Origin of the sequence: uncultured Paenibacillus sp., assembly GCF_963515335.1 — a bacterium.
GTDB lineage: Bacteria > Bacillota > Bacilli > Paenibacillales > Paenibacillaceae > Paenibacillus_I.
Window position 1 is genome coordinate 53,161 of the sequence record NZ_CAUPYC010000013.1, and the last position, 13,592, is coordinate 66,752.

The 13,592-nt window shown below is 54.9% G+C and carries 14 protein-coding genes; 3 read left to right on the top strand and 11 right to left on the bottom strand.

Translation table 11 applies throughout. The features are described from left to right. Positions 1-80: 80 nt before the first annotated feature. The 7 genes from RWM61_RS06975 to RWM61_RS07005 all read right to left on the bottom strand — a co-directional run bounded on the left by RWM61_RS06975 (position 81) and on the right by RWM61_RS07005 (position 7,811). On the bottom strand, positions 81-593 hold the full coding sequence (locus RWM61_RS06975) for a hypothetical protein (protein ID WP_313998894.1): 513 nt from the start codon (positions 591-593) through the stop codon (positions 81-83). Between the two features lie 17 nt (positions 594-610). Continuing rightward, positions 611-1,129, bottom strand: a complete 519-nt coding sequence (locus tag RWM61_RS06980) for a hypothetical protein (RefSeq protein ID WP_313998896.1) — start codon at positions 1,127-1,129, stop codon at positions 611-613. 542 nt (positions 1,130-1,671) lie between these two features. Continuing rightward, positions 1,672-2,739, bottom strand: coding sequence for an IS110 family transposase (locus RWM61_RS06985; protein WP_313998898.1), 1,068 nt, complete (start codon positions 2,737-2,739; stop codon positions 1,672-1,674). A gap of 441 nt (positions 2,740-3,180) precedes the next feature. Continuing rightward, complete coding sequence (gene clpC, locus RWM61_RS06990; protein WP_313998900.1) at positions 3,181-5,646, bottom strand: ATP-dependent protease ATP-binding subunit ClpC; 2,466 nt, start codon at positions 5,644-5,646, stop codon at positions 3,181-3,183. Between the two features lie 3 nt (positions 5,647-5,649). Next, the gene (locus RWM61_RS06995; protein ID WP_313998902.1) at positions 5,650-6,726 is read right to left on the bottom strand and encodes a protein arginine kinase; all 1,077 of its coding nucleotides are present in this window, start codon (positions 6,724-6,726) and stop codon (positions 5,650-5,652) included. 62 nt (positions 6,727-6,788) lie between these two features. Next, positions 6,789-7,313 carry a UvrB/UvrC motif-containing protein gene (locus RWM61_RS07000; protein WP_313998904.1) on the bottom strand — a complete coding sequence of 175 codons (525 nt, stop codon included), beginning with the start codon at positions 7,311-7,313 and terminating at the stop codon, positions 6,789-6,791. 33 nt (positions 7,314-7,346) lie between these two features. Beyond that, on the bottom strand, positions 7,347-7,811 hold the full coding sequence (locus tag RWM61_RS07005; protein ID WP_313998906.1) for a CtsR family transcriptional regulator: 465 nt from the start codon (positions 7,809-7,811) through the stop codon (positions 7,347-7,349). Positions 7,812-8,146: 335 nt separating this feature from the next. Between RWM61_RS07005 and RWM61_RS07010 the strand changes: the two genes are divergently transcribed. Then, entirely contained in the window at positions 8,147-8,713 is a 567-nt protein-coding gene (locus RWM61_RS07010; RefSeq protein WP_313998908.1) for a hypothetical protein, read from the top strand. A gap of 126 nt (positions 8,714-8,839) precedes the next feature. After that, a complete protein-coding gene (locus tag RWM61_RS07015) occupies positions 8,840-9,034 on the top strand; it encodes a hypothetical protein (protein WP_313998910.1) in 195 nt (64 codons plus the stop codon). A gap of 159 nt (positions 9,035-9,193) precedes the next feature. Here the strand turns inward: RWM61_RS07015 and RWM61_RS07020 are convergent, their stop codons facing one another. Next, positions 9,194-9,376, bottom strand: coding sequence for a hypothetical protein (locus tag RWM61_RS07020; protein WP_313998911.1), 183 nt, complete (start codon positions 9,374-9,376; stop codon positions 9,194-9,196). A gap of 135 nt (positions 9,377-9,511) precedes the next feature. On the opposite strand from RWM61_RS07020, the gene RWM61_RS07025 reads away from it, so the two are divergent. Further along, a complete protein-coding gene (locus RWM61_RS07025; protein ID WP_313998913.1) occupies positions 9,512-10,975 on the top strand; it encodes an amino acid permease in 1,464 nt (487 codons plus the stop codon). Here the strand turns inward: RWM61_RS07025 and RWM61_RS07030 are convergent. From RWM61_RS07030 to RWM61_RS07040, 3 genes are all read right to left on the bottom strand, one after another. Continuing rightward, complete coding sequence (locus RWM61_RS07030; RefSeq protein ID WP_313998915.1) at positions 10,919-11,548, bottom strand: LysE family transporter; 630 nt, start codon at positions 11,546-11,548, stop codon at positions 10,919-10,921. The genes RWM61_RS07025 and RWM61_RS07030 overlap by 57 nt on opposite strands. A 175-nt stretch (positions 11,549-11,723) precedes the next feature. Next, a complete protein-coding gene (locus RWM61_RS07035) occupies positions 11,724-12,062 on the bottom strand; it encodes a DUF2512 family protein (RefSeq protein WP_313998918.1) in 339 nt (112 codons plus the stop codon). 52 nt (positions 12,063-12,114) lie between these two features. After that, positions 12,115-13,116, bottom strand: a complete 1,002-nt coding sequence (locus tag RWM61_RS07040) for a hypothetical protein (RefSeq protein WP_313998920.1) — start codon at positions 13,114-13,116, stop codon at positions 12,115-12,117. Positions 13,117-13,592 lie beyond the last annotated feature (476 nt).

The following is a 13,592-nucleotide window of genomic DNA, read 5'->3' on the forward strand; positions in this document are numbered from 1 at the left end:
TTTGGTAGTGTTGTCACTTCCATTTTTCCCACTCTTTGCGAAGGTGCATTTTATTCTTAATCTAATTTAAATTGGCCAACTTATTTAGTGTTCTTTACTTTCTTAACTTTTTCCTTAAATACAGTATCGAATTCATCGAGCGTGTATTCTCCTTCAATGCCCTCAATATCGACTTTAACTTTTTTATCTTTAACTTCTATTTGAGAACGTCCATCAGAAACCACATATTGATCTACAGTACTTCTGTAACTTAAAAACAGCAGATACGTCTTGTTTTTCTGTACACGATCTACAGACTGATAAAGTTTAATTTGCGGTCTGGATTCGTCACCATAAATTTTATTCCTGACTTGAAGAATTGCCTCTTGATGAGTACCTTCAGGATCAATTGCACCATCTTTAACTTCTTCTGTATTTACAACATCAACTACCGCAACCAAATCGGTTTTTCCATTAATCAATGCTTCGGCATCGTACATCGGAAAATCTGCTGATTGTGTCTGTGTGGAAGATTGCTGGATTTTTTCGCCGCAACCCGTCAATAGAGACAAGCCAGCGAATAAAGCTAAGAATATTGTTATCAACTTATTCATATGGATTTCCTCCCTTTTTAATTGCGCATGCTTTGTATATCGCTTATATCATGAGACTGAGGGGTCGTCATTGTTTTTCGATCCCTTGCGTAGCTCATGATGGATGTTGTTTTATATGCAGGAGTACCGGTCTCATCCAAATCGGCCAGGTATTGCGCATGACCAAACTCATGAGTAGAGGTACTCACGGAAGCGTTCCAAAGGTATCCTGGATAATCAGCGGAAAGCTTATCCTTATTAATTTTGATAGTGAAATAAGTATTGGGTTTACTGTATAAACCATACCAAGTTTCAAGGTAGCCAGAACGATAATAACACTTATTTCCTGACCCTGAATTTTGAGTCATTGTGGTCCCTACTGCAGTTTGCCAGTTTTGTGCCCCTTGATAACAAACTCCATTATCATTGTCAACACTTGCATAGCTCATAGAATATAAATTGTAACCAGACGCCCAGTAATGCGCCGAGGCGGCAACCGGGATTAGAAGTGAAGCAATGAGAAGTAAAGCACTAATTCTAAAACATGGCTTCTTCATTATTAAGGCTCCTTTCGAAATAAAATTTCATATTTCTTGACTTGGACGAACTGCATAAGTCATGCCACATCCAAAACCACTTTAATGGATCTAATTTCTGATTAACCTCCTTTCGCTATTTATCAGGACGTAGAAGATGTTGCGTGTTTTTCAGTCCCTTTGCATATAAGACAATTGGTAACGGAGAAAAGTTGTATAATTTCTAAAAAAAATTAATCTCTGATGGTCAAATCCCCGCAGCTTGCTGCGGGGAAATTTATTTTGATATGAAAATGAAGTATGTAAAGGCTACGCTGTTAAGGTAACCATAAATTTCGTTGGTAATTATTTCTGGACTTGAAGGCAATAAGATGCCCGGGAGTTGAATGAAGGTTTTTCCAGCCTATACTGCTGCTGGTCTTTGGACGGTGTAGCCTAGCTTTTCAAGCTGGTTCACCAGTCGACGTTCCACACGCTCTTTGTTTCGATTGATCAGGTAATCTTGCCCTAATTCTTTGTAATCTTCTTCCCCCAACAGGATGTGATAAATGATCACGAGAAGCTTATGCGCCGTAGCGACGGTAGCCTTGTGGATGCCTCGTCGCTTGGCGAGCGACCAGAACTTGGAGCCTATATACGTCTTGGTTCGAGAAGCGGCGTGAGCAGCCTCGCATAGAGCCGTTTTTAACGCTTGACTGCCATGAGTGGTCCTTGTACTTTTTTTTGCCCGCACTTTCATTGTTACCCGGACTAACGCCGGCCCAAGAAGAAAGGTGCTCGGCGGATGGGAATTTGGTCATGTCCACACCCATCTCAGCGACAATGACCGCCGCTGTATCGTAACTAATGCCTGGAATGGTACAAAGTCGTTCAATCTGTTTCTCGTAGCCATTGAGCGACTGCTCGATTTGCTGCTCGATCTTCGCGATACATCCTTCGATGGACTCTAGATGCTCGAAGATGGTGCTCAGCAAAAATCGATGATGGTCGGTCAATTGCCCTCGAAGCGACTTGATTAATTGAGGCAGTTTGGGTCTGATACGGGCATGAACCGTTTCGGCCAATTGTTCAGGCGAAGGCGGATTCTCCCCCAGCAGCGCCTTGAGTATTCGCGTACCGGACACACCAAAGATGTCAGAGAGTACTGAACTCATCTTGATGTTCGCGTCTTCAAGGAACTTCTGGATGCGATTGCGTTCCGCTGTGCGTTGGTGGATCAACTTCTTGCGGTAGCGCGTCAGATCCCGCATCTGACGAATGTTAGCCGGCGGAATGAAGCTTGGACGCAATAATCCTTTCCGAAGTAACTGCGCGATCCACTCGCTGTCTTTCACATCGGTTTTACGTCCCGGAACATGCTTGATATGGCGGGCGTTCACCACCATAATCTCGAATTCCGGCTCCAGAATGTTGTACACCGGTTTCCAGTAGACACCCGAGCTTTCCATGGCGATATGCGTGCATCCCTTTTCAGACAACCAATCGCTAAGCTCAAGCAAGTCGGCGGTCATCGTGCCAAACGTCCGTGTTTCCTTTTCAGGACGCTTTCCTGCAACTCCGACAATGATCGTTGCGACAACCGTCTCCTTGTGTACATCCAGGCCAGCACCGCGTTCAATGAGATCCTCCACTGACGAACACCTTCCTTCTTTAGAATGGAGGGCAGGGTTCACACAGATTCAGCATCAAGAAGAAATTTGATATGCGTGCTCGCGGCAACAAGAATCTGTGCTCTAATCGTCCGTGTTGTCCGTTTAGCTCTCGGGGTCGTGAAGCTCCCACCATAAAGAATTCCGACTTACCATCCCCCTGCCCTTAAGTCCATTATCTTTGATGGTTCTGACCGTGGATGCTGGATGTTGCTGGACGGGAAAATTTTCATCCCAATTTGTGACCCAACGGGTCATGGATGTTTAGCTGGTATAAACAGATTTGATGGACCGTTCAAAGGTTGGTTTTATCGCTGATAAGAAAGCTGTTTTCGGTCCCGAAAACTTGTACTTTCTTATACAGGCACAAAAAACGCCCCGAGTCGCATAAGCGACTCGGAGCGATCGGGATTAAACGTTCATTCAGCCTCTCGAAGCGGGCTCTTCTTCCGGCGACTGCCCTGCGGCGGCCGGCTCGACGGTCAGGCCGCCGTCGCGCTCGTCGATAATCAGCGTGTCGCCTTTCGAGATTTTGCCCATCAGCAGATCCTCGGACAGCCGGTCCTCGATATGCTTCTGGATCGCCCGGCGCAGCGGACGCGCGCCGTACTGCGGATCGAAGCCCTCCTTGGCCAGGAATGCCTTCGCCGCGTCGGTCAGCGTGAAGTCCACCTCCTGCTCGCGCAGGCGCTTGCGCAGCTCGTCGGACATCAACGTCACGATGCGGGAGATATGCTCCTGCTCCAGGGAGTGGAACACGATCGTCTCGTCGATCCGGTTGAGGAACTCCGGTCGGAAGCTTTTCTTCAGCTCGGCCATGACTTTGTCTTTCATCTGGTTAAACTCGCGTCCCGAATCCTGAACCGCGGTGAAGCCGAGCGTCGAGTTCCGTTTGATCTGATCGGCGCCGACGTTCGACGTCATGATGATCAGCGTGTTGCGGAAGTCGACCACGCGTCCCTTCGAGTCGGTCAGGCGGCCGTCCTCCAGCACCTGCAGCAGGATGTTGAACACTTCGGGATGCGCCTTCTCGATTTCGTCGAGCAGGACGACCGAGTACGGCTTGCGGCGAACTTTCTCGGTCAGCTGGCCGCCTTCCTCGTAACCGACATATCCCGGAGGCGCTCCGACCAGACGGGACGTGGAATGCTTCTCCATGTACTCCGACATGTCGATGCGGATAACCGCGTTCTCGTCGCCGAACATCGCTTCGGCGAGCGCGCGGGCAAGCTCGGTCTTGCCGACGCCCGTAGGGCCGAGGAAGATGAAGGAGCCCATCGGCCGCTTCGGATCCTTGAGGCCGGCGCGGGCGCGGCGGATGGCGCGGGCTACGGCCTTGACGGCTTCGTCCTGGCCGATGACCCGGTCGTGCAGAATGTCCTCCATCTTCAGCAGACGCTCGGTCTCTTCTTCCTTCAGCTTGCTGACCGGAATGCCGGTCCAGCTTGCCACGACCTGGGCGATATCCTCAGGCGTCACCTCGGAATCGGTGCGGCCCTGCTTTTCCTTCCACTGGTTCTTCGTAACGTCGAGCTCCTCGCGGATCTTCTGCTCGGTGTCGCGCAGCGCGGCCGCTTTCTCGAACTCCTGGCTTTGCACCGCGGCGTCCTTCTCCTTGCGGATATCCTCGAGACGGCTCTCCAGCTGCTTCAGATTCGGCGGTACCGTGTACGAGTTGAGGCGTACCTTGGAGCCCGCTTCGTCGATCAGGTCGATCGCCTTGTCCGGCAGGAACCGGTCCGTGATGTACCGGTCGGACAGCTTCACCGCCTGCTCAATCGCTTCATTCGTGATTTTCACACGGTGATGCGCTTCGTAACGGTCGCGCAGCCCATGCAAGATTTGGATCGCTTCCTCGACGGACGGCTGGTCGACCGTGATCGGCTGGAAGCGGCGCTCGAGCGCGGCGTCCTTCTCGATGTATTTGCGGTATTCGTCCAGCGTCGTGGCGCCGATGCACTGCAGCTCGCCGCGCGCCAGCGCCGGCTTGAGAATGTTCGAGGCGTCGATCGCGCCTTCCGCGCCGCCCGCGCCGATCAGCGTGTGCAGCTCGTCGATGAACAGGATGATGTTGCCTGCCTGGCGGATCTCATCCATGATTTTTTTCAACCGATCCTCGAATTCACCGCGGTATTTGGTTCCGGCCACGACCGAGCCCATATCCAGCGTCATCACGCGCTTGTCGCGCAGCGTTTCCGGAATTTCGTTGGCGATGATTTTTTGCGCCAAGCCTTCCGCGATCGCCGTTTTGCCGACGCCGGGCTCGCCGATCAGCACCGGATTGTTTTTCGTCCTGCGGCTCAGCACTTGAATGACCCGCTCAATCTCCTTGCTCCGGCCGATAACCGGATCCAGGTGGCTCTCGCGTGCGCTGGCCGTCAGGTCGCGCGCAAGGCCGTCAAGCGTAGGCGTGCTTACGTTTGCAGGCGCGCCATGGCTGCTGGATACCGCTTCGCTGCTCCCCAGAAGCTGCAAAACTTGCTGGCGGGCTTTATTGAGGCTGATGCCCAGATTGTTGAGCACGCGCGCCGCAACGCCTTCGCCCTCACGGATGAGGCCCAGCAGGATGTGCTCCGTGCCGACATACGTATGACCCAGCTTGCGGGCTTCGTCCATGGACAGTTCAATGACCTTCTTGGCACGCGGCGTATACGCGATATTGGTCGGCTGCTCCTGGCCGCGTCCGATCAGCGTTTCGACCTCGTCCTGAATTTTCTCAAGACCGAGCCCGAGCCCCGTCAGTGCCTTGGCCGCAATCCCTTCGCCTTCCCGAATGAGTCCCAGCAAAATATGTTCGGTTCCGATATTATTATGACCGAGGCGTACGGCCTCCTCTTGGGCCAACGCCAGCACCTTCTGCGCACGTTCCGTAAACCTTCCGAACATCATGAATCAAACACCTCCGTTATCCGATTTCAATAGCTGCCGGCGGATCAGTTCCGCGCGGCGAATGTCCCGCTGCTCCGAGCTCATTTTCTCGTCGAAAGCCTGTTGAAGGAAGCCGGGCTGCGTCATGACCATCAATTCGTTCATCACCTTCGGGGACACGTTCCGAATCAGGCCAAGATCGATGCCGAGGCGAACATCGGACAACCGCTGCGCCGCTTCCTTGGAATCCATGATCGATGCGTGGGACAGAATGCCGTAAGAGCGGCACACGCGGTCCTCCAGGCGAACCCTGGACTCAGCCAGCAGCCTCTCCCTCGCCGCTTTCTCATGCTCGATGATCTGGCGGGCAACCGAATGCAGGTTGTCGATAATTTCCTCTTCCGATTGCCCGAGGGTAATCTGGTTCGAGATTTGAAACAGGTTGCCTACCGCTTCGCTGCCTTCGCCGTAAAGCCCCCGAACCACCAGGCCGACCTGCGTTATGGCCGACAGGATCCGGTTGATCTGCTGGGTGAGCACAAGCGCCGGCAGGTGCATCATCACCGAGGCGCGAATACCGGTGCCGACGTTGGTCGGGCAACTGGTGAGATAGCCGCGCTTCTCGTCAAAAGCGTAATCGACCGCTTCCTCGAAGGCATCATCGATCCGGCTTGCCAGGTCCCAGACTTCCTTGATTTGAAATCCCGGCGACAAGCACTGAATCCGCAGGTGGTCCTCTTCGTTGATCATGATGCTGACCGACTCGCTGTTATCGAGCAGAAGCGCTCCGCCGCGCGATTCGTTGGCGAGGCCGGGACTGATGAGATGCTTCTCGACCAGCACCTTTTTCTCCAGCTCGTTCAGCTCCGACAATATAAAAATATCAAATTTCCCGATTGTATCCAACCGCCCCTGCTTGGCGACCCCCGTCAACTGCTCCATCACTTCCCGCGATTGCTGATTCGTGGCCAGCATCGGGAACGGATGGCTGCCCACGTTCCGGGCGATCCGGATTCGGCTGCTGATGACGATGTCGGAATCGGGACCGTCGGTTTTCATCCATTCGCTGAGCGCGTCCTTGGCGAACCGCCGCTTCTCCATATCGCAACCTCCTTACGCGTTGAACCGCACCGTTCGAGAACGACCGCCGCTTCCCATAATGGTTACGCCTCCGAAATTTTCCGCTCCAGATCGCGGATCCGGTCGCGCAAATGCGCCGCTTTCTCGAACTCCTCGCTGGCGATCGTATGCTGAAGCTCGCGCTTCAAGTGCTCCAGCTCCCGCTTCGTCTGCATTTGGCGGCCGGTGCGGCGCGGAATTTTCCCGACATGCGAAGTACCGCCGTGCACCCGCTTGAACAAAGGGTCCAATCGGCTCTCGAAGTGCTTGTAGCAGGAGCTGCAGCCGAACCGTCCGATCTTGCTGAACTGCCCGTAAGTCAGGCCGCACACCTCGCAGCGCAGCGTTTGGGAAGGCTTCGCGCCCAGCCCTTGCTGGCCGCCGGACGGCTCGAAGTCGAGCAGTCCGGACAGCAGGCTGTGAATCGAGAAGCCGCCCGGCGTTCCGGGTATGCTCTCGCCCCTTTCGCGGGCGCACGATTCGCAAATATGGAATTCGGTCTTCTCCCCGTTGACGATTTTCGTAAAATGAAGCGTGGCGGGCTTTTTCCCGCACTCCTGGCAGATCATTCCGGATCACTCCTTTCGCAGAAACATCGGACGCTACGGCCGGGCGAGCAATGCGATCAGCATAGCCTTCAGCAGCCGGGCTCGAAGCTCGTCCCGCAGCGGGAGTTTCACCGCGATGACGTCACGCGATACGGCTGCCCGAAGAAGGCTCGCCTCCCGCTTGTCGATAATGCCCGCTTCTTCCAGCTGATAGATGAGACCCTCTGCAGCCAATTGCTCCATGCTGGTACCGATGGTTTGATGAATGTGCGTATGAATCGCCTTAAGGGCCGGGAGATCGACGCGTTGAATCCGGATATACCCGCCGCCTCCGCGCTTGCTCTCGACGACATACCCCTTTTCCAGCGTAAAACGGGTACTGATCACGTAATTGATTTGCGACGGCACGCAAGAAAATCTGTCGGCTAACTCATTGCGCTGAATTTCAACGGCCCCTTCGGAGCTTTCCTGAAGCATTTGCTTTAGATATTGCTCAATGAGATCGGAAATGTTGCGCATATCACCAACCTCCCCAAAGATGCCGCAAAACGGCGGAGACCCGTATCCCGCCTTCCGCTTGACTTTGACTTTCTTTGACTTTAACTTAATTATACGGATTTTTTGTCAATCGTCAAGCGCTTGCACCGCGGTTATCCGCACCTCATTAGCTTGGGGCGGAATATCGGGGGATTATACCGGTTTTTACCCCTCTCGCGCAACTTTCATTCGGGTATTCCCGTGGTAAGCCCGCAACGTCTATTTGCCGCATTCGGGGAATAGGCTGTTATCGAGAGGCTCCGTTCGCAGTCGCAGGCAGAAGCTTCTCCAACAGGCCAAAGGCAGGTGTTTGTATCATGCTGTATCCGGGTGAAGAGCAACCGGCGGCATCATTCGAGGCGGTGCGGGAAGCCAGGCTGGAATTGCGCGCCGGAGATATATTGACCGCTTGCGATAATGAGCTGGCGGTACCTGACGGTTACTTGGGGCACAGCGCGATCGCGGTCGATGGAGACTACATCGTCGAGGCCGTCATTTCGTTTCCGTACGTCCAGCTTGCGCGCACCGTTCAATTTTTCCGCGCCCATCCCAAATGCGCCGTTTACCGTCCGGTCAATCCCGCAATGGGCCTCTCCGCCGCCCGCTATGCGTACCAATATTACTCGTTCTGCGACTACAATTATAAAATGGGCCTGTCGTACCCGCCCTTTTCCTTCTCTTCCAGGATCCCTTTGAACGATCCCTGGACATCCATCTATTGCTCCAAGCTGATTTGGAACAGCTATTACTACGGCGCCGGCTACGCGCTGAAAAACGATTTCGGTCTGTTCACGCCGGAAGATTTGGATACGTTCCTGACTTCCGACCCTCACTTTGTGCGGCTTTACCGCCATCCCGCATTCATGTTTCACGTCGACACCTAAGCCCAAATCGCGCTTCCGCCTATTCTCCGGTCATTTAGGTGTTTGCACAGTGCATTTGCGTACATCGGACATAAGATGTACCGTGACTACCACCTAAACTAAAAATGACAAGGAGTGTTGACCAACATGGCAGGTTTCGGCGGAGGTTTGCATACAGGCCTGAACGCGAACGTTGATTTGCACGCGGGAGCCGGCGCGCATCTCGGTGCGGGCTGGGGACATCACGGCTACGGCTATCATTGCGTACACGGATACTCGAGCGCCGGCGTTATACTCGTCCTATTCATCCTGCTCGTTATCATAGTCCGTGCGTACTTGTAATTCCCTGCTCCATCATGAGATAACCTCGAAAAGCCCCTGTCCGCGGACGGGGCTTTCATTATTTGCCGGCGCTTCACGTGGCCGGACGTTCGTTGTCTTGTCCGATCGGACCCGGCCTGCGCGCCGGCTGGATCTTCACCGGCCGGACCGTCCACAATCTTACAGTGACGCATTAAACTGCTTCAAATCTTCGACAAGCTCCTTGGGAAGCTCCTGGTCCTCAGCGAAGCCTTCTGTCAGCGTCTCGGCGACGAATTCCGCGCTCACGCCGTAATGCTTCAAAATAACGTTGATCGTGTCGAGCTGCTCATGATTTTCGACGAACTCGTTAAGCCTGCTCATGGGTGGTATCCCTCCTTGTAATCGGAGATTAGTTTAGCTCATCCTGCGGTTTTTATCCTTCGTACATAATTGCCGCTCCCCCCATCCAACCTACGGTTAGTCCACATTCAATCAGATGGGAGCGGAGCGCAAAACATGAACAGCAACGAAGCGGCCTCCTCTCAGGGCCGATCCGCCGGGATGCGCGGAACCGGAGAGAAGGACAAATTACGGTGGTGGCAGCTGTCCCTGCTGGGCGTTGCGTTTACGATCGGAACGGGCTATTTTCTCGGCTCGGGGCTGGCCATCCGCCTCGGCGGTCCGGGAGCGGTTATCGCCTTCGCCTTCGCCGCTTTCGGCACCTACCTCGTGTTTGACGCGTTGGCGAAAATGACGTCGGCCGACCCGCTGGAAGGCTCTTTCCGTTCCTATGCCAAGAAAGCCTACGGCCGCTGGGCCGGATTCGGCAGCGGCTGGGTCTACTGGGCGGCCGAGCTGCTGATTATGGGAAGCCAGATGACCGCGCTGTCGCTTTTCTCCCGTTTCTGGTTTCCTAATGTACCGCTCTGGATATTCGCCGCAGGATACGGAACGTTGGGGCTGATCATCGTTCTCCTCGGCACGAAGGGCTTCGAACGGTTCGAGAATCTGTTCGCTTTGATCAAAATTTCAGCCATCGTCATGTTCCTCATTATCGGAACCGCGGCTTTGTTTGGCGTGTTCGGAGACGGCGGAAACAATCCCGAGCTCCCCGTCTCGTTCGGCGAATATGTCCCCCACGGCGCAACGGGACTCTGGGCGTCGCTGTTGTTCGCTTTTTACGCCTTCGGCGGCATTGAGATCATGGGCATGACGGCCTTGCGACTACAAAGACCCGAGGACGCGCCCAAGTCGGGGAAAATGATGCTGCTGCTCCTGGCGGTGATTTATATCGCGTCGATCATCCTTGCCATCACGCTGGTGCCGTGGACAACTTTCCACCCGGATACAAGCCCATTCCTCTCGGCCCTGGATCCGTACCGCCTGCCGCTCGTCCCTCCTATTTTCAACGCCGTGCTGATCATCGCCGGTTTCTCCACCATGACCGCCTCGCTGTTCGCCATTACGAAAATGCTGGTGACACTGGCGGAGGACCGCGACGCGCCGCGTTTTCTCGCCGTCCGGATGCTGCGCGATTGTCCGCTCCCCGCTATCGGTCTCACGACGGCCGGGCTGATCGTGTCCGTGGTTTTCTCGCTGCTGGTGCCCGAACGCCTCTACGAATACGTGACGACCGCGGCGGGTCTGATGCTCCTCTACAACTGGTTCTTCATTCTGCTGACCTCAGGCCGCCTGCTCGCCTTGAGCCGATGGGGGCGCGTGAAACGGTTCGTCGGCATGGCGATCATCATGACGGCGGTCACCGGTTCGTTTTTCCATCCCACGAGCCGCCCCGGCTTTTTCGTCAGCTTCGGCTTTCTTGCGGTGATCGGCTCCATTACCCTGCTCATGCGGCCTCATTGGCGGCATATGAACAAGAAGCCCGACCGACCGAAGCCGAAGATTATCGGCATGAGCTTCCGTTCACCCGAACAGAAGACGGACCGCTTCAAGACCAAAATGCGCGCCGAACCCGATTAACGAGAGGCCGCTGAGCACCGAAATGATCTTGAGCACCCGGTCGGTCATCCATTTGCGGAACGAGCCGGCGACGGCGGCCATCATCACATCCCACACGCACACCCCGCCCAGAATCGCCAGACTGTAGAGCACCAGAAGTGAACCCTCATATTTCGCGGCGGTATCCGCCAACACCGAGCCGTAAATGCCGAGCCAGAACAGAATCGTCAGCGGATTGGACAGCGACATGAAGAAGCCCGACAAAAACGACTTGCGCCGCGAACGGTCTTCATCCTCCGAACGCATGGCGGAGATGTGGCGGGCTCCCAGCAAGCTTTCGATGCCGGTATAGACGAGAACGAAGCAGCCGAACAGCCAGAGGAAGCTTTTCATGAAGGGCAAGTTGATGAAATGGACGATTCCCATGTACACCAAGACCATGTACAGGGCATCGGCGGACAGAGCGCCCAGACCGACTAGCCAAGCATGCAGAAAGCCTTTGCGGATGCCGGTATCCAGCTGCGCTGCATTGATCGGCCCGATCGGAGCCGACAAGGATAGTCCCAATAATACGTAACTGATCCAAATGCTCATCGATTGCAGCAAACCTCCCCGGTCGATAGATGAAAGCGAAAACTGCCTGTATCACTCTATTCGCGGGTATCGGCTTGTACGACTATTTATTTATGGCGAAAAGAAAACAACCCCGCGAGACCCGGGGTTGTTTCGTGGTGCAGCTTCATACGAACAATAGAGCAGGTGATGCAGCTTATGCAATCTGCAGCTTTTCGTTGAACACGTAGCGGTGCAGTACCCATTCCGAGAGGGCTACGATGCCGGAGATGAATAGCATCTCGGCCCAGCTTTGCCTCCAATTGAGGAAAGAGGACAGCACAGTTATATAGACGGCCGCGAGCATAAAATCAGCGAGGGTTGCGATGATGTTGTTCGTATGGCGCAGCAGCACCTGATCACCGATGATATAAGCGATGAACGTCAGGCCAGTAGCGGCCAGATCCGCAGACCAGAACGGAATATCCGCGTAATAGATAAGGAAGGCAACAACGATAGCGCCGTTGAGCAGCCACTTAAGCAGAAGTTTCAGCATCGTCGGCAGCTCCCTTCATGGTAAAGATCTGCGGGCTGCGGCAGGCCCGCCGTTAACGTCCTGCGCCGCCCATCCCGGCATTTCCGCCCATCCCGGCCCTCCTGCCGCCTTGATCGGCAGGCTTCACATGCTTCAAAACATACCCGATATCCCGCGCAATCTCGCTGGCCTTCGCCTTCGGGTTTGACCCGTTCATATTCCGTTGGATCCGGTTCAGCGCGGCGATGGCCTCTCGATCGGTCACCTTCCAAATGCGTGTGCCGTTGCCGTTCGCTTTATTCGATTGGCTGCCCGAATGACCGGCTTGACCGGTCAGGCCGGCGGAGCCGTTCGCTTGTCCGGTCATTCCGCCGCCGTTGCCGATGCGTTGCTCGCTTCCGCCCTGATTTCCGTTACGGTTGTCCGCCACCACAACGGTATTGCCGATCATCAGTCCGACGAACGCACCTGAACCGTTCTGTCCCCCTCCGGTACGCGCCGTGCCGTACAGGTCGGTTGTGCCGTTCGTGCCGTAGCCGACGATGCCCGAACGATTGGTGTCGCCCCCGAATATCCCATCGTTGCCTGCGTCGTCGCCCGTGTAGTAATTGCCGGTATTGTTCGTACCGAAGCCGCCCACGCCATTACGGGAACCCGCATCGTCACCGTTCGGAGACGTTCCGCTGCGACGGCCGCCGTTGCCGTTATCGTTATCCGCCAGACCGAGCTGATCGGCCAAGCCTCTGACACCGAAGCCGGATTCCCCCAAGCCTTGCACGTCATTGCCCAGATTCCCCATTCGGTCCCGGGCATCGTTGCCCAGCGTTCCTAAACGGCCGCGTGCGTCGTCCTCGGCATCGCCCGTTCTGTTCCGCGCATCGAATTGACCGTTGGTATTGCCGCGGCCATAGTTGCGGCCTCCCTCGATGGAGCGGGTGCCCACCGTGTTTCCGTTCCGGTTGCCGTTCCCGTTATTCCCATTGGTGCCGCCGTTGTCGTCGTTTGTGCCGCAGCCGGCAATAAGCATCGCGGACAGGCCGATAACACCGATCAGCGACAGCGCTTTGTTCTTCAACTCGTAATACCTCCCTTGAAATTGTGGTCTTTCACTACGGCGCAGACTGCGAGCTAGCCCTTGAGCGAGAGGAGCCAGTCGCTATGGCATTCATCGCATAAAACCTCGAATCGTTCTTCCGCACCGTCCTTGCCGTACACGGTAAACGTGTGGGCGGTCTCGGACGGCCGCTTGCAATGGTAACAAACATAATTCACGGACGCTCACCTCGTCAGTTGCCGGCTCATGTCGGCGGATTCTGCGGATTTCAAAACCGCCTGTTTAGATTTCCGCCCTGCGCCGCCGATTATTCGAGCTTCCAGCTTTCTTCGCCATAAGACAAAAAACCGCTGAATGACGCTGCAGCCTGCAGCGTCATTCAGCGGTTTCTTTATCGTGCGTTTCGTTTGCACATTGAAAACCGGATGCGAATGTAAAGTTAGCTGGTTGTGTTCTTACTCCCCTTGTTTGGGGTGTGTTTTAGGATAAGCCCTCGA